Raw genomic sequence first — 22526 nt, 5'->3', positions numbered from 1 at the left:
CGGCGCCCACCGCCCCGCGGCCGCCGCCCCCGCGCCCGCGCCCGCCCCGGCGCCCGCGTCCGCGCCGCCCGCCAGGAAGAAGGGCCGCAACAAGCTGGTCCTGCTCGGCGGCGGCCTGGTCGCCCTGTTCGCCGTGGCCTACGGCGCCGGCCTCCTGCTGAACCACTCCGACGTGCCCAAGGGCACCACCGTGCTGGGCGTGGAGATAGGCGGCGGCACCCGGGAGGAGGCCGCGCAGAAGCTCGACCGGGCCCTGGGCGACCGGGTCGACCAGCCGCTGAAGTTCAGCGTCGACGGCGAGGCCGTCAGCCTCGAGCCGGAGCGGGCGGGCCTGGAGATCGACACCCGGGCCACCGTCGGCGAGGCCGCGAAGAGCGACTACAACCCGGTCTCCGTGATCGGCTCGCTCCTCGGCCAGGAGCGCGTGGTCGAGCCGAACATGCCCGTCGACTCCGAGAAGCTGCGCGCCGCCCTGGAGGAGTCCGCCGGCGGCGCCGGTTCGGTCACCGAGGGCGGCATCGAGTTCAGCGCGGGCAAGGCCGTCCCCGTCTACGGCAAGCCCGGCAAGGGCATCGACATGGAGAAGGCCGTCTCCGCCGTGAAGGAGGCCTACCGCAAGCAGGTGGCCACCGGGAGCGCCCCCGCCGTCGAACTGCCCGTCGCCACCCGCGAGCCCAGCGTCCCGGACGCCGAGGTGGACCGGATGATGAAGGAGTTCGCCGAGCCGGCCATGTCCGGCCTGGTGACCGTCCAGACCGACGCGGCGCGCGCCATCTCCTTCAGCCCGGAGAAGTCGCTGTGGCGGTTCCTGCGGGTGCGGGCCGTCGACGGCCGGCTGGTCGAGAGCTACGACAAGGCCGAGCTGGAGAAGCTCTACGGCGAGACCTTCGACGGGGTGCTGATCACCCGCGCCACCGGGAAGAAGACCCCGGTGACCGTCGAGGACGTCATCGGCGCGCTGCGCCCGGCCCTGGTCAGCAGGACCGAGCGGACCGGGGTCATCGACACCGACCCGAGCTGACCCGGGGCACCGCCCGGACGCGGCCCGCCCGCACCGCCCTCCGGGGCCGTGCGGGCGGGCCGCTTCGTCGTGGCGGCGTCAGTTGAGGCGTGCGCGGGCGGACCTGGCCTGGCCGCGGACCCGTTCGGCCAGCTCCTCGTCCACCGCCTCCACCACGTCGGCGTACACCTCGAGTTCCTCCGCGCCCGCCATGAACTCGCCCCTCGCGACCAGTAGTTGCGCGTACTCGTACCGCAGGTTCGCCGGCCGCGAGGGCAGCAGCAGCGACAGCTCCAGCGCCCACAGGGCGGTGGCCGACTGCTCGGGGCGGGCCGCCGCCCAGGCGCGGACGTTGTTCAGGATCCGCACCACGACCTCCAGCGGCCGGGCGGGGGCGTACACCGACGGGTCCGCCGGATCAGGGGCGGTCCCGGTCGTCTCCAGCACCAGCAGTTCGGCGTCGGCGCCGGTCAGCAGCCGCCCGCCCGCGAACGGGTCCACCAGCACCTGCCGGGCGGGGGCGTCCGCCGGCCCGAAGCCGACGACGAAGTGGCCCGGCAGCGCGACCCCGTGCACCGGCGCGCCGGCCCGCCGGGCGACCTCCGTCCACACCACCGACAGCAGGATCGGCAGGCCACGCCGGCGCCGGAGCACCTCGTGCAGCAGCGAGGAACGCAGGTCGCGGTAGTCGGCCTCGGCGCCGCCGAAGCCCTCGGCCTCGCCGAGCAGCCGGCGGACCGCCTCCGCCCACTCCCGGGGACCGCCCGGCCGGTAGGGCAGCCGTCCGGCCAGCCGGTCGAGTTCCATCTGCGCCTCGTCCATCCCGGCCTCGTCGAACGAGCCGTCCGCGACCGCGCCGATCAGCAGGCACAGCATCACGAGATCGGGGCGCTCGGCGCGGGCCTCGGCGGCGAACCGCGCGGCCCAGCGGGCGCGTTGCTCCGGACCGGCCGGAACCGGTGGGTCGGGGGTGAGCATGCCGTGCGGTTCCCTCCTCAGGCCTCGGGACAGCGGTAGTGGTGGTAGGCGTGGTGGGCCGAGAAGCCCAGCGCGTCGTAGAGCCGCCGCGCCCCGGAGTTGTCGGTCTCCACCTGGAGCCAGCCCGCCGAGGCGCCCTCCTCCATCGCCTGCCCCGCCAGCGCCGCCATCACTCGGGTGGCCAGACCCTCGCGGCGCCGCTCCGGGGCCACCTCCACCGCGGCGAACCCGGCCCACCTGCCGTCCACCACGCACCGGCCGATGGCGGCGGGCGGCGCGCCGTCCGCGCCGGGGACGGTCGCGAACCAGACGGAGGGCCCGCCCTCCAGCACCCGCCGGGCCGCCGCGCCGACGCCCTTGCGCCGGTACCGCGCCAGCCAGGTGTCGTCGGTGTGCCGGGAGAGCCGCACCGCGGGCGCCTCCGGGTCCGCCGAGGCCGGGTCCGCCGCGTCGGCCGCGGCCGCCAGGGAGCCGACCCACAGCTCGGCGGTCACCTCGCGCACCCAGCCACGCTCCTCCAGCGCGGCGCAGAGCAGCTCGTCCGTCCCCGCGGCGCCGGTCGCGGCCTGGACGTAGGCGGGCAGCCCGCGCTCGCCGTACCAGGCGCGCACGGCCGCCAGCGCCTCGTCCAGCTCCCGCCCGGGGTCGCCCAGCGCCAGCACCGAGTTGGCGCGCCGGGTGAACCCCGAGGAGGCGCGCAGCACCCAGTCGCCGAGCCGTTCGCTCTCCACCGGCGGCCAGGCCCGTGCCGCCACCCCGGCGAGTTCGCGGTACGAGGCGGCCGGGCCGCGGCGGCGGGCCCGCTCCGGGGGCACCACCTTGCCCGCCACGAGCGCGGACTCGTCGATCCGCACCCGTTCGCCGTTCCGACGGGTGATCGACAGGACGCCGTCGTCCCATGATGTGAGAACACCGACCGTGTCGCTGAACTTCGCACCCGGAGCGCCGTCTTCGGCGAGCCGTCGCACGGAGACGCGTTTGCCCACGTCAGAGCCGGTAAGGTGCTGCGCGGCTCGAGCTTCGGTGGAGAATTCCACTGGTCGGTTCACCCCTCGTGTTCGGTTCGGGTCCCGAAGTGGAGATACTAGGGGCGGGCATCGACGACGCCGCGCTCCCGCGCGCCAGGCGGCGGAGCCTGTGGAGGCCCGCCAGCGCCCTATCGAGGAGGAACGACAGCGTGACCTACGTCATCGCGCAGCCTTGTGTCGACGTGAAGGACAAGGCGTGCATCGAGGAGTGCCCGGTCGACTGCATCTACGAGGGGCAGCGCTCCCTCTACATCCACCCGGATGAGTGCGTCGACTGTGGGGCCTGCGAGCCGGTCTGCCCGGTGGAGGCCATCTTCTACGAGGACGACACGCCGGACGAGTGGAAGGACTACTACAAGGCCAACGTGGAGTTCTTCGACGAGCTCGGCTCCCCCGGCGGGGCCAGCAAGCTGGGCCTGATCGAGCGCGACCACCCGTTCGTCGCTGCGCTGCCCCCGCAGAACCAGTAGCGCAACCCGCAGGAGTGATCACTCCCCCTCGGTCCCGCAGGCGGTCGCGCACCGACCGCCTGCGGGACCGAGGCGTTTGCCGCCGAAGCCGCACCACCCGCGGCACGAGGAAAGTGAGCTGAACCCGTGTCCGAGCTCCTGAGCCGTCTGCCGGACTTCCCCTGGGACAAGCTGGAGCCCTACAAGGCGACGGCGGCCGGGCACCCGGACGGCGTCGTCGACCTCTCCGTCGGCACACCGGTCGACCCGGTGCCGGACCTCGTCCGGAAGGCGCTCGCCGCGGCGGCCGACTCGCCGGGCTACCCGACGGTCTGGGGAACCCCCGAACTGCGCGACGCGATCACCGGCTGGGCCGGCCGGCGGCTCGGCGCCCGCGACCTGACGCACCGCAACGTGCTGCCCGTGGTGGGCTCCAAGGAACTGGTGGCCTGGCTGCCGATCCAGCTGGGCCTGGGCCCCGGCGACACCGTCGCCTTCCCGCGCCTGGCCTACCCGACGTACGAGGTGGGCGCCCGGCTGGCCCGCGCCGACTTCGTGGCGTACGACGACCCGACCGCGGAGCTGGACCCGGGCGCCCTGAAGCTGCTGTGGCTGAACTCGCCGTCCAACCCGACCGGCCGGGTGCTGCCCAAGGAGGAGCTGCGCAGGATCGTGGCCTGGGCGCGCGAGCACGGCGTGCTGGTCGTCTCCGACGAGTGCTACCTGGAACTCGGCTGGGAGGCCGACCCGGTGTCGGTGCTCCACCCCGACGTCTGCGGCGGCTCCTACGACGGCCTGGTGGCCGTCCACTCGCTCTCCAAGCGGTCCAACCTGGCCGGTTACCGGGCGGCGTTCCTGCTGGGCGACTCCGAGGTGCTGATGCCGCTGCTCCAGCTGCGCAAGCACGGCGGCATGATGACCTCCATGCCCACCCAGGCCGCCACGGTGGCGGCGCTGGGCGACGACGCCCACGTGGCCGAGCAGCGGGAGCGGTACGCGGCCCGGCGCGAGCTGCTGCGCGGCGCGCTGGAGCGGCACGGCTTCCGCATCGAGCACAGCGAGGCCAGCCTGTACCTGTGGGCGACCCGCGACGAGTCCTGCTGGGACACGGTGGCGTACCTGGCCTCGCTGGGCATCCTGGTGGCGCCCGGCGACTTCTACGGTCCGGCCGGCGCGCGCCACGTCCGGGTGGCCTTCACCGCCACCGACGAGCGGGTGGCGGCCGCGGTGGCCCGCCTCGGCTGACGCCCCGCTCCGCGCGGGCGCACCGTCCTCGGCAGACACGCGAAGGCCCCCGGCGCCGCACGGCGCCGGGGGCCTTCGCGCCGTGCGGCGTTCGTGCCGCGCGGCGGAGGGGGCGTCAGGCGGACAGCGGCAGGTCGCCGACCGGCAGGTCGCCGACCGGCAGGTCGCCGACCGGCAGGTCGCCGGTGGCGCCGCCGACCATCCGGCCCGCCTGCCCGGCGACGCCGCCGACCACCTGCTGGACGTCCGGGGCCCCCTCGGTGACGCCCTTCGCCATCGAGGCGCCGCCCCCGGCGGCCTTGGTCCCGCCCTTGACCGCGTCGCCGCCGGCCCGGCCCGCGAGGCCGGTCACGTGCGAGGTCACGCCGTCCAGGGTGGAGCCCAGCTCGCCGGCGCCGTCCAGGGCCGACAGCGGGGCCAGGTCCGGTGCGGCGGGGGCGGCGTGCGCGGCGCCGGCCGCGCCGACGACGGGCGCGGCTCCCGCGGCGACGAGCAGTGCGGCACGGGCGATCCGGCGGGTCAGGGGGAGGGGCATGGTGCTCCTTACGTTGCGATCCACGGCCGCCCGCGGGGCGGCCGGCCGGTCGGGATCGGGCGAGGCGGACGCAGTGATTACGGGCCGGGCCCGTCGAAGGTTGCGGACCGCCGACGTAAAGAGTTGGCAATGCGTCGCATTATCGGCTGCGGACGGACCGGGACGTTCCGGACAGGGTGCGGCGTGCTGAGGAAACCTTCCGCCGCCCTTGCCCCAACGGATTCGGGGCCGGGTGCGCCACCAGTGCGAAAACCGTGGGAGCGTCTCGCGTGACGGGCCTGGAGTTGGCCCGAACGGGTGACGACCGGTGTGCCTGTGCGATGGGGGCGAGGGGAGCGTGCGGGGGCGGGAGTTCGCCGGGCCCGGACGCGGGGTCATCCCGGACGCGGGGCCGGCCCGGACGTGGGAGCGCGCGGACCGCGTGCCGTCACCGCCGGGACCGGGGCCTGCCGGAGCGGGCGGCCCTAACGGGACGTCACGATCCGGACCCGCCCGTCACCGGGGGAGCCGTGCGCGTCCGCCGTGTCACCGGTGACCTCGCGCCAGGAGCCCTGGACGGCCGTCCACTCCCGCCCCGCGTAGGCGACCCGCTCGATCGCCAGGGAGGACGCGTTGGCCACCGCCCAGTGGGCGAACTGCCAGCCCCGCTGCCGCGCCCCGGGCTCCGCGACCGGGACGGTCACCGTCCGCCCGGCCGCCGGCGAGGGTGAACCCGACGTCACGGACGCCTGCTCCGCCCGGTCCCGCGTCCCGCTCCTCCCGCGGTCCTCCGCCCGGACCTCGGCCCCGGCCGTCCCCAGCACCTCGGTGCCGAAGTCCCGGGTCAGCGCCGCACGCACCGCGTCCGGCCCGGCCTGCGCGTCCGGCGCGGGCCGGCCCGAGCAGGTCAGCGTGGCCGCGCTCCGCCCGGTCAGCGCCGAGGCCATCAGCGCGGCGTCCGGCTCGTGCTTGGCGTAGGCGTCCGGGAAACCGCTGCGCTGCACCTCCTGGGCGGCCACCGTCAGCGGCAGCTCGGTGTAGTCCGGGACCTCCACCAGGTGGTCGTAGAACTGGCCGGCCGCGTACGCCGGGTCCATGATCTCCTCCGGGGTGCCCCAGCCCTGGGAGGGCCGCTGCTGGAACAGGCCGAGGGAGTCCCGGTCGCCGTAGCGGATGTTGCGCAGCGAGGACTCCTGCAGCGCGGTGGCCAGGGCGATGGTGACGGCCCGCTCGGGCAGGCCGCGCGCGGTGCCCACGGCGGTGATGGTGGCGGCGTTCACCGCCTGTTCGGGCGTGAACGCGTACCGGGCGGGCTCGCCCCGTCCACCCGGGGCGACCACCTCGCAGCCCGGTCCGGAGGGACCGGTGCCGCCACCGTGCAGGTACCGGGTGGCGATGTAGCCCGCGAGGGAGAACAGCACCATCAGGGCCGCCCCGAAACGGAAGAGGCGACCACGACGCTTGGGGGCGGTTGACGTCTCTGTCACGGGTAACAAGGTAACGGAGGTACGCCCTCCTCCCCGAGCCCCTGTGGACAACCTCTCACCACCGGATGGGGTTTAGGGTCGGGACCATGCCCGAGATCCCGCTTGACCTTTCCCTGGACGCCGCCCGGCTGACCGCGCGGCTCGTCGACCTCCCCTCCGAGAGCGGCAACGAGAAGCCGCTGGCGGACGCGATCGAGGCGGCGCTGCGCGCCCTGCCCCACCTCTCCGTCGACCGGTACGGCAACAACGTGGTGGCCCGCACCGGCCTGGGCCGCTCCGAGCGGGTCGTGCTGGCCGGACACATCGACACCGTGCCCATCGCCGGGAACGTCCCCTCCCGGCTGGACGGGGAGGGCGTCCTGTGGGGCTGCGGCACCTGCGACATGAAGTCCGGGGTGGCCGTCCAGCTGCGGATCGCCGCCACGGTGCCGGAGCCCAACCGCGACCTCACCTTCGTCTTCTACGACAACGAGGAGGTCGCCGCCCACCTCAACGGCCTCGGTCATGTGGCCGCCGCACACCCCGACTGGCTGGAGGGGGACTTCGCGGTCCTGCTGGAGCCCACCGACGGCCAGGTCGAGGGCGGTTGCCAGGGCACCCTGCGGGTGAAGCTGCGGACCAAGGGCGAGCGGGCCCACTCCGCGCGCTCCTGGATGGGAGCCAACGCCGTCCACGCCGCCGCCCCGATCCTGGAACGCCTGGCCGCCTACGAGCCGCGCCGCCCGGTGATCGACGGCCTGGAGTACCGCGAGGGCCTGAACGCGGTGGCGATCGAGGGAGGAGTGGCCGGCAACGTCATCCCCGACCTGTGCACCGTGACCGTCAACTTCCGGTACGCCCCCGACCGGAGCGAGGAGGAGGCGGTCGCGCACGTCCGCGAGGTCTTCGACGGGTGCCCGGTCGAGGAGTTCGTGGTCGACGACCACAGCCCCGGCGCCCTCCCCGGCCTCTCCCACCCGGCCGCGCGCGCCTTCATCGAGGCGGTCGGCGGCAGCCCGCGGCCCAAGTTCGGCTGGACCGACGTCTCCCGCTTCAGCGCCCTGGGCGTCCCCGCCGTCAACTACGGGCCCGGCGACCCGCTGCTCGCCCACAAGCGGGACGAGCGGGTCCTGGCGTCGGCGGTCCCCGAGGCCGAGCGCCGGCTGCGGGAGTGGCTCACCGCCTGAGGCACGGTCCTCCAGGTACCTCGTTCGTGCCGCAACGGGTACCGGACGGCACACGGCGGACATGTTCGCGTCCCCAGTGGGTAACCCGCGTAGACCTAATCTTTGCGGAGGACGCAGAGGACGCGGAGAACCGTCACGGAGGGGAGAGCCCATGACCACAGGCAACTCCGAGGGAACGCAGGTGTCGGTGCGCGAGGAGCGGCTCGGGTACCTGCTGCACGGCCTCGACCCGGTCGGGGCCGTGTCCGGGGACCGGGCGCCCGGCAGCGCGGGGGACAGCGACCGCAGACTGCTCGACCCGGACGGCGCCTCCGGCTGGACCGAGCGCGACGCCTGGCAGGTCGCGCGGATCCAGGCCGAGTTCGGGGAGGGGTTCCGCGCGCTGTCCGGACTGCCGCACGCCGTCAGCGTCTTCGGCTCGGCCCGCACCAGCCCCGACTCCGCCGAGTACGAGGCGGGCGTCCGGCTGGGCCGGGCGCTGGCCGAGGCCGGCTGGGCGGTGATCACCGGGGGCGGCCCGGGCGCCATGGAGGCCGCCAACAAGGGCGCCCAGGAGGCCGGCGGCGTCTCCGTCGGCCTGGGCATCGAGCTGCCCTTCGAGACCGGGCTCAACCCGTACTGCGACATCGGGCTGAACTTCCGCTACTTCTTCGCCCGCAAGACCTGTTTCGTGAAGTACTCGCGCGGCTTCGTCGTCCTGCCCGGCGGCATGGGCACCCTGGACGAGCTCTTCGAGGCCCTCACCCTGGTCCAGACGGGCAAGGTGACCCGCTTCCCGATCGTCCTGTTCGGCACCGCGCACTGGGGCGGGCTGGTCGACTGGATCAAGTCCACCCTGGTCGCCGACGGCAAGTGCGCCGAACGCGACCTGGAACTCTTCCACCTCACCGACGACGTGGACGAGGCGGTCGCCCTGCTCTCGCGCGGCGCCTCCGGGCACGAGGCCGCCGGACCCGGCGCCGGGCCGGCCTGACGGGCCGCCCTTCCGCCTCCCGCCCGCCCGACGGCCGGGCCGTCACGTCAGGGTGCCGTCACGCCGGGCCGGCCGTCAGGCCAGGCCGCGGCGGGCCACGGCCGGCGGGCGGTGGCCGGCGATCGAGGCCACCATGTCCAGGACCTGCCGCGTCTCCGCGACCTCGTGCACCCGGTACACCTGGGCGCCCAGCCAGGCCGACACCGCCGTCGTCGCCAGCGTGCCCAGGAGCCGCTCCTTGACCGGCCGGTCCAGGGTCTCGCCGACGAAGTCCTTGTTGGAGAGGGAGACCAGCACCGGCCACCCGGTGGCCGTCATCTCGCCGAGACGACGCGTCGCCTCCAGGCTGTGCCGGGTGTTCTTCCCGAAGTCGTGCCCCGGGTCGATCAGCACCGACTCGCGGGGCACGCCCAGGGACACCGCCCGTTCGGCGAGCCCCACGGTGACCTTCAGAATGTCCGCCATCACGTCCTCGTAGACCACCCGGTGCGGCCGGGTCCGCGGCTCCGCCCCGCCGGCGTGCGTGCACACCAGACCCACGCGGTGACGCGCCGCCACCTCGGCCAGCCTGGGGTCGACGCCGCCCCAGGCGTCGTTCAGCAGGTCGGCGCCGGCCTCGCAGACCGCCTCGCCGACCTCGTGCCGCCAGGTGTCCACGCTGATCACCACGTCGGGGAACCGGCGGCGCACCTCGGCCACGAAGCCGACCGTGCGGCGGGCCTCCTCCTCGGCGCTGACCTCCTCGCCCGGCCCCGCCTTCACGCCGCCGATGTCGATGATGGCGGCGCCCTCGGCCACCGCCCGCTCGACCCGGGCGAGCGCCGGCTCGTCGCGGAAGGTGGCGCCCCGGTCGTAGAAGGAGTCCGGCGTCCGGTTCACGATGGCCATGATCACCGGCTCATGCGTGTCGAACTCACGCCTGCCCAGCCTGAGCATCCCGTACGGCCTCTTTCCTCTACGTCCGGTCTTCGGCTGTCTGCGACCCTAACCGCCCCGAAGGCATGGCACGATCGGACCCCTGGCAACTTCGACACGCGGGGGGCCGCAGCCTTGGCAATGTTCCTCTTCCTGGTCGTCGCGCTCGCCGTGGTGGTGACCGCGACCACGCTGGCCGTCGTCGGCGGCGGTGACCGTCCTGTCCTTCCCGACGCGCCGCCGGACCGCCTGCACGACCCGTTGCCCCCGCACCGGGCGGCGACGGCGGGGGACGTGGAGTCGCTGCGCTTCCCGCCGGCGCTGCGCGGCTACCGGATGGGCGACGTGGACGACGCCCTCACCCGGCTGGCCCACGAACTCGCCGTGCGCGACGAGCGCATCGCCTCCCTGGAGTCCGCCCTCGACACCGTCCGCGCGGACGCGGCCCGGGCGACGCTGCTCGCGGTGCGGGCGGACGAGGAGGAGGAGCGGGGCGGGGAGCGGGAGGCGAAGGAGCGGGAACCGGGCGGGAGGCAGGACGGCGCCGGGGCGGCCGGCCCGGACGAGCGGCGCGAGGGCCACGGGTGGGCCGGTCCGGGGGAGGCCCGGTGAGCGGCGGCGCACCCGGATCCGCGCAGGCTCCCGGAAGCGGCCCGCAGGTCTCCGGCCCGGCGCCGGCGGCCGTCGCCGGGGTGGGTTCGGCGCCCGCGTCCGAGCCGCCCGCAGCCGAGCCGCCCGCAGCCGAGCCGCCCGCGTCCGGGGCGCTGCCCGGCCCGGACGGCCTGCTCCGCTGCCCGTGGGGGCTGTCGGCCCCCGACTACCTCGCCTACCACGACGAGGAGTGGGGCCGCCCGGTCCACGGCGACGACGCCCTGTTCGAACGGCTCTGCCTGGAGGCCTTCCAGTCGGGACTCTCCTGGCTGACCATCCTGCGCCGCCGCCCCGGCTTCCGGGCCGCCTTCGCCGGCTTCCGGATCGCCGAGGTGGCCGCCTTCACCGAGGAGGACCGGGCCCGGCTGCTCGCCGACCCGGGGATCATCCGCAACCGGGCCAAGATCGACGCGACCCTCGCCAACGCCCGGGTGCTGGCCGGATGGCGGCCGGGCGAACTCGACGAGCTGATCTGGTCCCACGTCCCCGCGCCCCGCCCGGCCCCGCGCACCCTCGCCGAGGTTCCCGCGGTGACGGCCGAGTCCACGGCGCTGGCCAAGGAGCTCAAGCGCCGCGGCCTGCGCTTCGTGGGCCCCACCACCGCCTACGCGCTGCTCCAGGCCTGCGGTCTGACCAACGACCACCTGGCCGACTGCGCGATGCGCGAGCGCTGACCCGGCGGTCCGGCGCGCGGGCACCCGGCGTCCGGGGCCGGCCCCGCCGGCGTCCGGGGCTCAGCGCCCCAGGTACTTGGGGGGCTCCTTGTCCAGGAACGCCTTCACGGCGATCCGGTGGTCCTCGGAGGCGCCGGCCCGGCCCTGCAGCTCGTCCTCCTTCTCCAGGGTCTCGTCGAGCGAGTGGGTCAGGCCGTAGGCGACCGACTCCTTGAGCGCCGCGTAGGCGACCGTGGGGCCGGCGGCGAGCCTCCGGGCCACCTTCTCCGCCTCCGCGCGCAACTCCGCGGCCGGCACCACGCGGTCGGCGATGCCCAGCCGCAGCGCCTCCTGCGCGTCGACGGACCGGGGGAAGAGCAGCAGGTCGACGGCGCGGCCCGGGCCCACCACCCGAGGGAGCGTCCAGGAGACGCCCGAGTCGGCCGTCAGCGCGACGCCCGCGAACGAGGTCGTGAACTTCGCGGAGTCCGCGACCACGCGGTGGTCCGCGGCCAGCGCGAAGCCGAAGCCCGCCCCGGCGGCCACCCCGTTGACGCCCGCCACCACCGGCTTCGCCATGCCGGCGATCGCGCGGACGATGGGGTTGTAGTGCTCACTCACCGTGCTCAGCCGGCCGTCACCGCCCTCGCCGCCGTCCTGGGCCGCGAGCAGTTCGATGTGCTCCTTGAGGTCCTGGCCCACGCAGAACGCCCGGTCGCCGGCCGCGGTGAGCAGCACCGCCCGGACCTCCGGGTCCTCCGCGGCCGTCCGCAGCGCCTCCCGCAGCGCGACCTTCGCCTCCACGTTCAGCGCGTTCATCGCGTCCGGGCGGTTCAGGGTGATGATCGCCAGCGCGTCGCTGACCTCGTAGAGCACGGTGTCGGCCATCTCGACTTCCCTCCGTCGGTTGGTGTCCGAGGACAGCATGGCGGAGATTCACGAAGGCGGACGGTGGCCGGTGTGTGACCTCGGCCAAAGAATTCCGGTCACCAATCGGTCGCGGCAGGTCAGATCGAGGGCGCAGTATCGCAGTGACATCCCCGAATTGAGTGGTTTTGGCCTCGTGCGTTGCGCAAGCGATGCGGACTGATGTTGGTCATTGGTGCGTGAGATGCGGGATAATGGCCGGGAAGCAATGTGTTCGATGTCGGTGACGCCTGCCCCGTCTCGGGTCAGGCGGTCCTTTTCGAGGTTCGTCCTCCTCAAGGTCTTCCGGCACGGCGGTTGAGCTGGTTTCAGGAAGGGGAACGAGCATGGCGGCCATGAAGCCGCGGACGGGCGACGGCCCGCTCGAGGTGACCAAGGAGGGGCGGGGCATCGTCATGCGCGTTCCGCTCGAAGGCGGCGGTCGGCTCGTCGTCGAGCTGACTCCGGACGAGGCGGATGCGCTCGGCGACGCCCTCAAGAAGGTCGTCGGCTGACGCGCGACCACCACTCAGCGTGAGGTCCGCCGCCCGGTCCCCTGCAGGGGACCGGGCGGCGGCTTTTCCCGGCGGGCTCCTCCGGACGGCGCATCCGCCGGGTCAGCGTTTGGCGGCCGGGTCAGCGTTTGGCGGCGCAGAGGAGGCCGTCGCCCACGGGCAGCAGCGACGGCACCAGGACGTCGCTCTCGTGCACCTCGCGCAGCAGCTCGCGCAGCCGCAGGACCTCCGTCGGCTGCGGCCCCGTCCCCACCGTCCGGCCGTTGGCCAGGACGCCCGCGAACACCACCAGCCCGCCCGGTCTCAGCAGGCGCAACGATTCGGCGAGGTACTCCAGCACCTCCAGGCGGTCGGCGTCGCAGAACACCAGGTCGTAGCCCGAGTCCGCGAGGCGCGGCAGCACGTCCAGCGCGGGCCCGGGGATCAGCCGGGCGCGGTTCACCGCGAAGCCCGACGCCCGGAACGCCTGGCGGGCCGCCTGCTGGTACTCCGGCTCGGTGTCCACCGTGGTCAGCACGCCGTCCGGCCGCATCCCGTTCAGCAGGTGGATGCCGGAGACGCCGGTGCCGGTGCCGATCTCGGCGACCGCCTTCGCGCCGACCGAGGCGGCGAGCAGCCGCAGCACCGACCCGGCGGTGGGCGTCACCGGGCGCAACCCGGCCTCCCGCGCCCGGTCCCGGGCCCGGAGCAGCGCCTCGTCCTCGGCGACGTAGGCGTCGGCCAGCGCCCAACTCGCCTGTCCGATGCTGGTGATGGCCGCCTCCCGTCCCCGTCCCGACCCACTCGCGCCCGCGTCCGCGTGCCCGGCGCCCCCGCCGGACGCGTCTTCGTCGTGACTGTATCCGGAGCCGTCGGGAACCTGGCGGCGGGACGCCGCGTTTGAAGGGTGAGGGGAAAGGCGTGGAGGAGACGGGGGAAGCATCGATGGAACGAGTGGCAAACTCTCTCAAATCTGCTTATCCGGAGCTGACGGGCGGGATGGCTATGGTAGGGGCTCCACTGGACACCACCAGAGCCGACAGGGGAGGTGCGGCCGCGCCCGCAGACCGCGGCGGAGGGCTGAGACGCCTTCTCGGGTCGGCGGCCAGGCCGAAATCCGTGACCGACACCGTTGCTGACCATGGGACCGGCCGTCAGGCCGACGCTCTCGCCGCCGAGCCCGCCCGCACCGCGACGTTCGCCACCGACGGGGACGGGCCGGCGTGGACTCCGCCCACCTGGGAGGAGATCGTCAGCACGCACAGCGCGCGGGTGTACCGGCTGGCCTACCGGCTGACCGGCAACCAGCACGACGCCGAGGACCTCACCCAGGAGGTCTTCGTCCGGGTCTTCCGCTCGCTGTCCACGTACTCGCCCGGCACGTTCGAGGGCTGGCTGCACCGGATCACCACCAACCTCTTCCTGGACATGGTGCGCCGCAAGCAGCGCATCCGGTTCGACGCGCTCGCCGAGGACGCCGCCGAGCGGCTGCCCGGCCGTGAGCCGTCGCCCCAGCAGGTCTTCAACGACGCGCACTTCGACGCCGACATCCAGCAGGCGCTGGACACGCTGGCGCCCGAGTTCCGTGCCGCGGTCGTCCTGTGCGACATCGAAGGACTGTCGTACGAGGAGATCGCCGCGACCCTGGGCGTGAAGCTCGGTACCGTCCGCAGCCGGATCCACCGGGGCCGTTCGCAGCTGCGCAAGGCGCTCGCCCACCGCTCTCCCGAGGCGCGCGCCGAGCGGAGGTTCGGCGTCACCCGCCTTCCGGCGCTGAGAGGAGGAGGCGCGACCGCGTGAGTGAGTCACGTCCGACGCCGGCCGAACAGCACCTCGGCGACCGGCTCTCCGCCCTGGTGGACGGCGAGCTGGGACACGAGGCGCGCGAGCGTGTGCTGGCCCATCTGGCGACCTGCGGCAGGTGCCGGGTCGAGGCCGAGGCCCAGCGCAGGCTGAAGCACGTCTTCGCGGAGGTCTCCGCCCCCACCCCTTCCGAGAGTTTCCTCGCCCGACTGCAGGGGCTTCCCGCGGGAGGGCCCGACGAGCCGCGCGGGACGGTCCGCGGGACGGGGGACGAGGAGCACGGCAGCTCCGTGTTCGGCTCCCGGCGCACCGACCCCTTCGGGCTGGCGGCCTCCGCCACGCACGGCTTCCCCATCCACGACGTCGGCCGCGCCCAGGCGGAGCGGGCGGTGGCGGCCTCCCGGAGCCGCCGGTTCGCCTTCGTCGCGGCGAGCGCGGTCTCGCTGGCGGCGGTGGCGCTCGGCGGCGTCACCACGGTGGTGCCGGTCGCCGACGCCGAGCGCGGCGGTCTGCGCAGCAACGTCACCCCGGCCCGCCAGCAGGGCGTCGGCACCACCGCGGCCACGGACACCCGTCGCCGTACGGCCGCTCCGCTGCTCGCGCAGAACACGTCCGCGCAGCGCCGGTCCGCGCCGGCCGGCGCGCCGCTGCTCTCCGGCGGCGCGCAGTCGGTGCGGGGCGACGGCGGCCTCGCCCCCACGCCGCTGATAGGCCCCGGGGCTCCGGTGGCGCCCGTGCTGCCCGGCCTGCTGGCCGCGCCCGAGCCGACCGGCACGGTGGCTCCCCCGCCGGTGGGACGCTGAGCAGGTTCTCTGCGCGCCGGCGCGGGAACCTGATTGAATCCGTGCAGCGCCGCGCGGGCGGTGCGTCGACGAATCACGCCAGGTGTTGGGGAGAACATGGACGAGGGCACGCCGGGGAAGTCCGCGAGGCCCAGGTGGTGGAGCCGGCCCCGCCCCGTTCCCGGTCCGGACGCCTCGGGCGACTTCCCCCTGGCCGCCCCTGAACCGGCGGCGGAGGGGCCGGGCACGCCGCCGGGCGGCCGCCAGGACGTTCCGGTGGCCCCGGCGACCTCGGCCGCCCCCGCCCCCCGCCCGCCCCACGGGCCCGACCACTACAGCACGCCTCCCTACGGCACGCCGGGCCCCTGGGCCCCCGCGCCGCCCGTCCAGCACCCCGCCGCGCCCGCCGCGGGCCACGTCCCCCCGCAGCCGGGCGCGCCCGCGCCGGACGCCCCGGTGCCCGAGGCGTCCCCGGCCAGCCGAGAGCCCTTCGCGGCGGCGCGGCGGGCGGCGGCGCGCCCTCGTCGGCGGCGCCGCGGCGGTCGCACTGGTCGCGGGACTCGGCGGCGGCGTCGCCGGCGCGTACCTGGAGCGCCACGGCGGCCTCGGCGTCGTCGAACTGTCGCAGGCGCCCCGCGGCGACGCCCCCCGCGACCCGGACAGCGTGGCCGGGATCGCCGAGCGCGCCCTGCCCAGCGTGGTCACCCTGCACGTCCAGGGCTCCGGCAAGGCCGGCACCGGCACCGGCTTCGTGCTCGACGAGCGCGGTCACATCCTGACCAACCACCACGTGGTGCAGGCCGCCGAGGACTCCGGCGACGGCCGCATCGTCGTCACCTTCAGCGGCGGCGAGACCGCCCGCGCCGAGCTGGTCGGCGGCGACGCCGGCTACGACCTGGCCGTGGTCAGGGTGAAGGGCGTGAAGGGGCTGAGCCCCATGCCGCTGGGCAACTCCGACGACGTCCGCGTCGGCGACCCCGTGGTGGCCATCGGAGCCCCCTTCGACCTGTCGAACACCGTCACCGCGGGCATCATCAGCGCCAAGGAGCGCCCCATCACCGCCGGCGGCGAGGGCGACGGCGGCGACGTCTCCTACGTCGACGCCCTGCAGACCGACGCCCCGATCAACCCCGGCAACTCCGGCGGGCCCCTGCTCGACACCCGGGGCCGGGTCATCGGCATCAATTCCGCCATCCGCTCCGCCGACACCGGCATCGGCGCCGACGACGGCAAGTCCGGCTCCATAGGCCTCGGCTTCGCCATCCCGGTGAACCAGGCCAAGCGGGTCGCCGAGGAACTGATCAACGAGGGCGAGGCCACCCATCCGGTCATAGGGGTCACCCTCGACATGGCCTACCCCGGCGACGGGGCCCGGGTGCACACCCGCGGCGCCGGCGGAGGCTCCCCGGTGACCCCCGGCGGCCCCGGCGCCGAGGCGGGGCTGAAGCCCGGTGACGTGATCACGGCCGTGGACGGCGTCCGGGTGCACTCCGGCGACGAGCTGATCGCCAAGACCCGGGCGCGGCAGCCCGGCGACCGCCTGGAGCTGACCGTGGAACGAGGCGGCGAGGAGCGCGAGGTCACCCTGGTCCTCGGCTCCTCCGACGACTGACGGCGCGGCCGACGGCGGCGCGTGCGCCCACCGCCCGTCCGGCTCGCCCCGGGCGCCACCGGGGTGTCACCCGGACGTCGGCGCCGGGTGACGCTCCCGTGGTCCGGGATGTGTTGTATGCGTCAGAGGGCGTCCGGACAGTACCGGTGGGGCCGGTTCCCCGGGTACCGTGGATCCGCCCCGGGACATCGCAAGGAGCTTCAGGTGTTCAATGACATAGGACCGCTCGAGCTGATCACGCTCGTCGTCCTCGCCGTGCTCGTCTTCGGGCCGGACAAGCTCCCCAAGGTCGTCAGGGACGTCTCCCGGACGATCAGGAAGATCCGCGAGTTCTCCGAGAGCGCCAAGAACGACATCCGCGAGGAGCTCGGTCCGGAGTACAAGGACTTCGAGTTCCAGGACCTGAACCCCAAGACGTTCATCCGCAAGCAGCTGCAGAACGACGACCTCGGCCTGAACGAGATCCGCGAGTCGCTCGACCTGAAGAAGGACATCCAGCAGCTCGCCGACCCGAACACCACCGCCGGCCCGTCGTCCCCCGCCCCTTCCACGCCGCCCGCCGCGGCCGGTCCGGGCCCGGTCGGCCTGCAGAAGAAGCCGGAGCCGGCCGCCGCCGAGCGCCCTCCGTACGACCTCGACGCCACCTGATCCCGGCTCCCCGCGCGGGCCCCGCCGCCCGCCGCCCCTCCTTCGCCGTCCGGTGCCTTCCCGACCCACCCGGTCGGCCGTAATCCCGGACCGGTGAGGAGAGGTGGCTATGCTGCCGAGTTGTTGTGCGGACCGGCGGCCGATCCTCCACGATCTCTCCCCGCGGTCCGGCGAGGAACGAGGAGGCGTCCGGGCATGGAGACGAGAAGTCGGGTAGGCGCACAGGCGTCGACGGTCGCAGGCGGCCGGCCCGCCGCGGGCGGCAGAGGAATCGACGGCTACCTGCGGGCGCACTTCCCCTGGTACGGCCTCGACGAGGCGTTCACCGGCCCGCGCTGGCTGATGCAGGTCGCCGCCTCTGGCGACGGCGCCGTCGAGCACGGTTCCCTCGGCCACGGCGACGAGCCCTCGGTCCGCTACGAGGCGGCCGAGGACAAGGAACGATTCGCCGTGGTGGTCACCGTGGCCGACCAGCCGGTCCGCGACAGCGCCGACGGCACCGGCCTGCTGGACGCCACCACCGTCTCCTCCGCCGCCTGGCTCGCCGGAATGGGACTGCTCTCCTACACCTGGCCCCTCCAGATGGACCACAACCTGCGCGACGACTGGCTGGAGCAGCAGACCGAGACGGCCTGGGTGCTCGCCGACGACCTGGAGAGCCCCGCCTGGTCCACCCTGCAGCTGCCGGTGGACGGCGAGGCGGTCACCTTCCACTACCGGGAGTCCGAGTTCGGCTGGGTGCTGGCCGGCTCCTCCGGCCACGGCGTCCACATCGGCGCCTACGGCCGCGGCATGAGCGCCTACGGGCTGGGCTTCTCGGCGGTCGAGGACATCGCGGACTACGCCTGACCGCCCGCCCCCACGGCGCACGGGACGCGGCGTGGGGCGCGCGACACGACGACGGGGCGCCGTCCCGCGAGGACGGCGCCCCTCGTGCGTCCCGTGCCGGCCGCCGGCCCCGGGATCAGAACTTGTTGCGCGGGGTGATGCCCAGCGACATGCCGGACAGACCGCGCGCACGCCCGCCGAGCTTGCCGGCGATGGCCCGCAGCGCGGAGCCGGCCGGGGAGTCGGGGTCGCTCAGCACCACCGGCTTGCCCTCGTCGCCGCCCTCGCGCAGGCGGACGTCGATCGGGATGGAGCCGAGCACCGGCACCGTGGCGCCGGTGGTGCGGGTCAGGCCGTCGGCGACGACCTGACCGCCGCCGGTGCCGAAGACGTCGACCATCTCGTCGCAGTGCGGGCAGGGCAGGCCCGACATGTTCTCGACCACGCCGACGATCTTCTGGTGCGTCTGCACGGCGATCGAACCGGCCCGCTCGGCGACCTCCGCGGCGGCCTGCTGCGGCGTGGTGACGACCAGGATCTCCGCGTTCGGGACCAGCTGGGCCACCGAGATGGCGATGTCGCCGGTGCCGGGCGGCAGGTCGAGCAGCAGGACGTCCAGGTCGCCCCAGTAGACGTCGGCCAGGAACTGCTGGAGCGCGCGGTGCAGCATCGGGCCGCGCCACACCACCGGGGCGTTGCCCGGGGTGAACATGCCGATGGAGATGACCTTCACGCCGTTCGCCGACGGCGGCATGATCATGTTCTCGACCTGGGTGGGCCGGCCGTCGGCGCCCAGCATCCGCGGCACCGAGTGGCCGTAGATGTCCGCGTCGACCACGCCGACCTTCAGGCCGTCCGCCGCCATCGCGGCGGCCAGGTTGACCGTCACCGAGGACTTGCCGACGCCGCCCTTGCCGGACGCCACCGCGTACACCCGGGTCAGCGAACCCGGCTTGGCGAACGGCACCTCGCGCTCGGCGGTGCCGCCGCGCAGCGCCGCCGCCAGCTCCTTGCGCTGCTCGTCGCTCATCACGTCCAGCGACACGTCGACCCGGGTCACGCCCTCGACGCGCTGGAGCGCGGCCGTCACGTTGTCCGTGATGGTCCCGCGCATCGGACAGCCCGAGACGGTGAGGTACACCGTGACGGCGACCGCGCCGTCCTCGCCGATCTCCACCGACTTGACCATCCCGAGCTCGGTGATGGGCCGCTGGATCTCGGGGTCGTTCACCGTCGCCAGCGCTTCGCGCACCGCGTCTTCCGTAACCATAAGGACGATGGTACGGCCCTCGGAACGGCACCGGGCAGGTCAGTCACCGGTCGTCTGCGTCACGTCCCGGCCGGTGTCCCTCCGTGCGCTGTCCGTCGAAGCGGCGTCCCTCCGCGTGGTGTCCGTCGGACCGGTGCGGGTCCGGTCGCCGCTGCTCCGCCCGCTGTTCCTCCAGCTCCTTGACCAGCTCGTGCAGTTCGGACCGGATCCAGTCCCGGGTGGCGACCTCGCCCAGGCCCATCCGCAGCGCGGCGATCTCCCGGGTCAGGTACTCGGTGTCCGCGATGGAGCGTTCGTTCTGCTTGCGGTCCTGCTCCAGGTTGACCCGGTCGCGGTCGTCCTGCCGGTTCTGCGCCAGCAGGATCAGCGGGGCCGCGTAGGAGGCCTGGAGCGACAGCATCAGGGTCAGGAAGATGAACGGGTACTCGTCGAACCGCAGCGGCGGCGGCGCGGCCACGTTCCAGCCCACCCACACGGTGACCGCCACCGTCATCCACACCAGGAAGCGCCCGGTGCCCAGGAAGCGGGCGATCCGCTCCGACACCCGGCCGAAGGCGTCCGGGTCCCACTCGGGCAGCAGCCGGCGCCGGCGGGTGCCCAGCGGCAGGTCCAGGCGTTCCCGCGTCCGGGTACCGGTGGCCCCCGCCAGGGACCGCGTCTCCCGGGCCTCCCGCCGCTCCCTGGTCTCGCGCCGCTCCCGGCCGTGCGCCGTCGCCCGGCCCCGGCCGGGCGCGCGCTCGTCGCCGTGGCGCCGGTCGTCGCGGTCAGCGGCCATCCCGGGTCACCTCCCCGGACGCCTCGGCGGGGTGCTCCGCGGCCGGCGGCTCCTCCAGGTGGTACTCCGTCTCGCGCCAGTCCTCCGGCAGCATGTGGTCCAGCACGTCGTCCACCGTGACCGCGCCCAGCAGGGACCCCGTCTCGTCCACCACGGGCGCCGCCACCATGTCGTAGGCGGCGAAGAACCCGGCGACCACCGGCAGGTCGGCGGTGGGCGACAGCGCCTGGAGGTCGTCGTCGATGATCGAGCCGACCAGCGTGTACGGGGGGTCCCGCAGCAGCCGCTGGAAGTGGACGGTCCCCAGGTACTTGCCGGTCGGGGTGTCCTCGGGCGGCCGGCACACGTACACCTGCGCGGCCAGCGCGGGGGAGAGGTCGGCGTTGCGGACCCGGGCGAGCGCGTCGGCGACCGTGGCGTCGGGGCGCAGCACGATGGGCTCGGTGGTCATCAGACCGCCCGCGGTGCGGTCCTCGTAGGCCATCAGGCGGCGCATGTCGGCGGCGTCGTCGGGCCGCATCAGGCTCAGCAGCCGTTCCTTGTCGCCCTCCGGCAGCTCGGAGAGGAGGTCGGCGGCGTCGTCCGGGTCCATCGCCTCCAGGACGTCGGCGGCGCGCTCCTCCGCGAGCTTGCCGAGGATCTCGATCTGGTCGTCCTCCGGCAGTTCCTCCAGCACGTCGGCCAGCCGGTCGTCGTCGAGCGCGGCGGCGACCTCGGCGCGGCGCTTCGCCGACAGGTGGTGGAGCACGTTGGCGAGGTCGGCGGGGCGCAGCTGCTCGAAGGTGGCCAGCAGGTTCTCCGCGCCCTGCCCCTTCTCCTCCAGGGAGAGCCCGGTGACCGCCGACCACTCGACCAGGAACTGCTCGCCGGCCTTGCGGCGGAACGCGCCGCCGCGGCCGCCGCGCTGCACGAAGAGGCGGTCGACCTCCCACTCGCGCTTGTTCGGCAGCTGGTGCACCGACAGGTCGAGGACGGTGACCTCCTCGCCGGTCTCCTCGAGCCGGACCCGCCGGTCCAGCAGCTCGCCGAAGACCAGCCGCTCCGGCGGCCGCTGCTCGAAGCGGCGCACGTTGAGCACCCCGGTGCTGATCACCTGGCCCGACTGGATGCCGGTGACCCGGGTCATCGGCAGGAAGATCCGCCGCCGGGTCGGCAGCTCCACCACCAGCCCGAGCAGCCGGGGAGGCTTGCGGCCCACGCGCAGCACGACGATCAGGTCCCGCACCCGACCGACCTGGTCGCCGTTCGGATCGAACACGGCCACGCCCGCGAGGTGGGAAACGAAGATGCGCCCACCCGCCATGAACAGCCTCCTTCTCCGGAGCGGTCGTCTTCCCGCCCTTGCCCCGGGTTGCCCGGGAAACTCCGCAGTGGGCGGGGATCAGGCTAGCCCGTACCGGTCCGGTACGCCCTGGTGAGCGGTCCGGACGGACTGCCTCCGTCTGCCCCGTCGGGCCACCGGTACGCTGCCCCCAGCCGTCGACACCGGATGAGAGGCAGCCCCACCCGTGACCCCGATTCCCCAGCGTCGTACCCGCATGTCCGCCCGGGTGGCGGCGGTGTGCGCCCTGGCCGTGGCGACGACGGGGCTCACCGGGTGCGGGACCGACCCGGACGAGGGCACCAACGGAGTGGGGAAGCTGGAGCCGGCGCAGATCCGCGACCGCGCGATGAAGGCGGTCGGGTCGGCGGACTCGGTGCACCTGTCCGGCACGGTGATCACCAAGGACGGCGGCGTCGAACTGGACATGCGGCTGTCCGACGGCGGCGGACAGGGCGAGGTCACCTCCGGCGGCACCACCTTCGGGCTGCTGCGCGTCGGCGAGGACCTGTACCTCCAGGCCGGGGCCGACTTCTGGAACCAGGCCGCGGGCGGGGACGGCGAGGGCCTGGAGGGCACGACGGCGGAGAAGCTCGACGGCAAGTACGTGAAGGTGCCCGAGAAGGACCCGGCGTACCAGCGGTTCAGCGGCTTCACCGACATGGACGCGTTGCTGGACGGGCTGCTCGGACTGAAGGGGAAGCCGGCGAAGGACGGCTACCACGAGGTCGGCGAGGTGCGGACGATCCGGCTGAAGGTCGACGAGGGGGCCGGGGGGCGGCTCGACGTCTCCCTCAAGGGCGCGCCGTTCCCCCTCCGCCTGGAGCGGCCCGCCGAGGGCGGCACCCTCCGGTTCACCGACTGGAACGCCCCGCTCGAGCTCGAGGAACCCCCCAAGGACGAGCAGGTCGACTACGGCCAGGACCTCCCGCAGACGTGACTCCCCCCGGCACGCGCGCCGGACCCCCCGGCCGGGGAGCGCGCGGCCCGGCCCGCCCCGCCGCGGGGAGGGGCGCAGCGCGCGGCCC

Annotated in this window: 21 protein-coding genes and 3 pseudogenes; 14 read left to right on the top strand and 10 right to left on the bottom strand. The window is 74.5% G+C overall.

What is annotated here, in order from left to right; translation table 11 throughout:
- Positions 1-1021 (top strand): annotated as a pseudogene (locus A2U95_RS06990) (hypothetical protein); the annotation flags it as partial.
- 78 nt (positions 1022-1099) lie between these two features.
- Here A2U95_RS06990 and A2U95_RS06985 read toward each other — a convergent pair.
- Together A2U95_RS06985 and A2U95_RS06980 are read right to left on the bottom strand one after the other, a co-directional pair.
- Entirely contained in the window at positions 1100-1978 is an 879-nt protein-coding gene (locus A2U95_RS06985; protein ID WP_166021334.1) for a transglutaminase-like domain-containing protein, read from the bottom strand.
- A 17-nt stretch (positions 1979-1995) separates the two neighbouring features.
- A complete protein-coding gene (locus A2U95_RS06980) occupies positions 1996-3015 on the bottom strand; it encodes a GNAT family N-acetyltransferase (protein ID WP_166021333.1) in 1020 nt (339 codons plus the stop codon).
- Between the two features lie 140 nt (positions 3016-3155).
- Here A2U95_RS06980 and fdxA point away from each other — a divergent pair, with 140 nt between their 5' ends.
- Complete coding sequence (gene fdxA / locus A2U95_RS06975; protein WP_077966227.1) at positions 3156-3476, top strand: ferredoxin; 321 nt, start codon at positions 3156-3158, stop codon at positions 3474-3476.
- 126 nt (positions 3477-3602) lie between these two features.
- On the top strand, positions 3603-4700 hold the full coding sequence (dapC, locus tag A2U95_RS06970; RefSeq protein ID WP_166021332.1) for a succinyldiaminopimelate transaminase: 1098 nt from the start codon (positions 3603-3605) through the stop codon (positions 4698-4700).
- A 115-nt stretch (positions 4701-4815) separates the two neighbouring features.
- Here the strand turns inward: dapC and A2U95_RS06965 are convergent, their stop codons facing one another.
- Together A2U95_RS06965 and A2U95_RS06960 are read right to left on the bottom strand one after the other, a co-directional pair.
- On the bottom strand, positions 4816-5235 hold the full coding sequence (locus A2U95_RS06965; protein WP_166021331.1) for an ATP-binding protein: 420 nt from the start codon (positions 5233-5235) through the stop codon (positions 4816-4818).
- A gap of 464 nt (positions 5236-5699) precedes the next feature.
- A complete protein-coding gene (locus A2U95_RS06960) occupies positions 5700-6701 on the bottom strand; it encodes a VldE C-terminal domain-containing protein (RefSeq protein WP_420856973.1) in 1002 nt (333 codons plus the stop codon).
- Positions 6702-6787: 86 nt separating this feature from the next.
- On the opposite strand from A2U95_RS06960, the gene dapE reads away from it, so the two are divergent.
- Together dapE and A2U95_RS06950 are read left to right on the top strand one after the other, a co-directional pair.
- Positions 6788-7867, top strand: a complete 1080-nt coding sequence (dapE, locus tag A2U95_RS06955) for a succinyl-diaminopimelate desuccinylase (protein ID WP_166021330.1) — start codon at positions 6788-6790, stop codon at positions 7865-7867.
- A 151-nt stretch (positions 7868-8018) separates the two neighbouring features.
- Positions 8019-8840 (top strand): LOG family protein, encoded by an 822-nt coding sequence (locus tag A2U95_RS06950; protein WP_166021329.1) that lies wholly within the window; start codon positions 8019-8021, stop codon positions 8838-8840.
- A gap of 75 nt (positions 8841-8915) precedes the next feature.
- Here A2U95_RS06950 and folP read toward each other — a convergent pair whose 3' ends face one another.
- Positions 8916-9776 carry a dihydropteroate synthase gene (gene folP / locus A2U95_RS06945; protein ID WP_166021328.1) on the bottom strand — a complete coding sequence of 287 codons (861 nt, stop codon included), beginning with the start codon at positions 9774-9776 and terminating at the stop codon, positions 8916-8918.
- Between the two features lie 120 nt (positions 9777-9896).
- Between folP and A2U95_RS06940 the strand changes: the two are divergent.
- Both A2U95_RS06940 and A2U95_RS06935 read left to right on the top strand, forming a co-directional pair.
- A pseudogene (locus A2U95_RS06940) lies at positions 9897-10247 on the top strand (DivIVA domain-containing protein); the annotation flags it as partial.
- A gap of 272 nt (positions 10248-10519) precedes the next feature.
- Complete coding sequence (locus tag A2U95_RS06935; protein WP_206282954.1) at positions 10520-11080, top strand: DNA-3-methyladenine glycosylase I; 561 nt, start codon at positions 10520-10522, stop codon at positions 11078-11080.
- Between the two features lie 60 nt (positions 11081-11140).
- On the opposite strand, the gene chcB is transcribed toward A2U95_RS06935, so the two are convergent.
- Positions 11141-11947 carry a 2-cyclohexenylcarbonyl CoA isomerase gene (gene chcB, locus A2U95_RS06930; RefSeq protein ID WP_166021326.1) on the bottom strand — a complete coding sequence of 269 codons (807 nt, stop codon included), beginning with the start codon at positions 11945-11947 and terminating at the stop codon, positions 11141-11143.
- A gap of 365 nt (positions 11948-12312) precedes the next feature.
- Here chcB and A2U95_RS06925 point away from each other — a divergent pair, with 365 nt between their 5' ends.
- Complete coding sequence (locus A2U95_RS06925; RefSeq protein WP_003966491.1) at positions 12313-12480, top strand: DUF3117 domain-containing protein; 168 nt, start codon at positions 12313-12315, stop codon at positions 12478-12480.
- A 121-nt stretch (positions 12481-12601) separates the two neighbouring features.
- Here the strand turns inward: A2U95_RS06925 and A2U95_RS06920 are convergent, their stop codons facing one another.
- Entirely contained in the window at positions 12602-13402 is an 801-nt protein-coding gene (locus A2U95_RS06920; RefSeq protein ID WP_166021325.1) for an O-methyltransferase, read from the bottom strand.
- Positions 13403-13464: 62 nt separating this feature from the next.
- On the opposite strand from A2U95_RS06920, the gene sigE reads away from it, so the two are divergent.
- From sigE to A2U95_RS06895, 5 genes and pseudogenes are all read left to right on the top strand, one after another.
- On the top strand, positions 13465-14259 hold the full coding sequence (gene sigE / locus A2U95_RS06915; protein ID WP_206282953.1) for an RNA polymerase sigma factor SigE: 795 nt from the start codon (positions 13465-13467) through the stop codon (positions 14257-14259).
- Entirely contained in the window at positions 14256-15065 is an 810-nt protein-coding gene (locus tag A2U95_RS06910) for a zf-HC2 domain-containing protein (RefSeq protein WP_166021324.1), read from the top strand. The genes sigE and A2U95_RS06910 overlap by 4 nt, the downstream gene beginning before the upstream one ends.
- 96 nt (positions 15066-15161) lie before the next feature.
- Positions 15162-16656, top strand: a pseudogene (locus A2U95_RS06905) (S1C family serine protease).
- A 204-nt stretch (positions 16657-16860) separates the two neighbouring features.
- On the top strand, positions 16861-17304 hold the full coding sequence (locus A2U95_RS06900) for a sec-independent translocase (protein WP_166021323.1): 444 nt from the start codon (positions 16861-16863) through the stop codon (positions 17302-17304).
- Positions 17305-17499: 195 nt separating this feature from the next.
- Positions 17500-18153 carry a hypothetical protein gene (locus tag A2U95_RS06895; protein WP_166021322.1) on the top strand — a complete coding sequence of 218 codons (654 nt, stop codon included), beginning with the start codon at positions 17500-17502 and terminating at the stop codon, positions 18151-18153.
- Between the two features lie 115 nt (positions 18154-18268).
- On the opposite strand, the gene A2U95_RS06890 is transcribed toward A2U95_RS06895, so the two are convergent.
- From A2U95_RS06890 to A2U95_RS06880, 3 genes are read right to left on the bottom strand one after another with little or no spacing between them, the layout of a single operon-like run.
- Positions 18269-19402 (bottom strand): Mrp/NBP35 family ATP-binding protein, encoded by a 1134-nt coding sequence (locus tag A2U95_RS06890; protein ID WP_166021321.1) that lies wholly within the window; start codon positions 19400-19402, stop codon positions 18269-18271.
- Positions 19403-19445: 43 nt separating this feature from the next.
- Positions 19446-20177: a DUF1003 domain-containing protein gene (locus A2U95_RS06885; protein ID WP_166021320.1), complete on the bottom strand. Its 732-nt coding sequence runs from the start codon at positions 20175-20177 to the stop codon at positions 19446-19448.
- On the bottom strand, positions 20167-21480 hold the full coding sequence (locus tag A2U95_RS06880; RefSeq protein ID WP_166021319.1) for a magnesium transporter MgtE N-terminal domain-containing protein: 1314 nt from the start codon (positions 21478-21480) through the stop codon (positions 20167-20169). The genes A2U95_RS06885 and A2U95_RS06880 overlap by 11 nt, the downstream gene beginning before the upstream one ends.
- A gap of 205 nt (positions 21481-21685) precedes the next feature.
- Between A2U95_RS06880 and A2U95_RS06875 the strand changes: the two genes are divergently transcribed.
- A complete protein-coding gene (locus A2U95_RS06875; RefSeq protein ID WP_166021318.1) occupies positions 21686-22438 on the top strand; it encodes a hypothetical protein in 753 nt (250 codons plus the stop codon).
- The last annotated feature ends 88 nt before the right edge of the window (positions 22439-22526 follow it).

It is taken from the genome of Streptomyces chilikensis (assembly GCF_001642695.1).
Classification (GTDB): domain Bacteria; phylum Actinomycetota; class Actinomycetes; order Streptomycetales; family Streptomycetaceae; genus Streptomyces; species Streptomyces chilikensis.
This window is presented reverse-complemented; position numbering and strand designations above follow the sequence as displayed.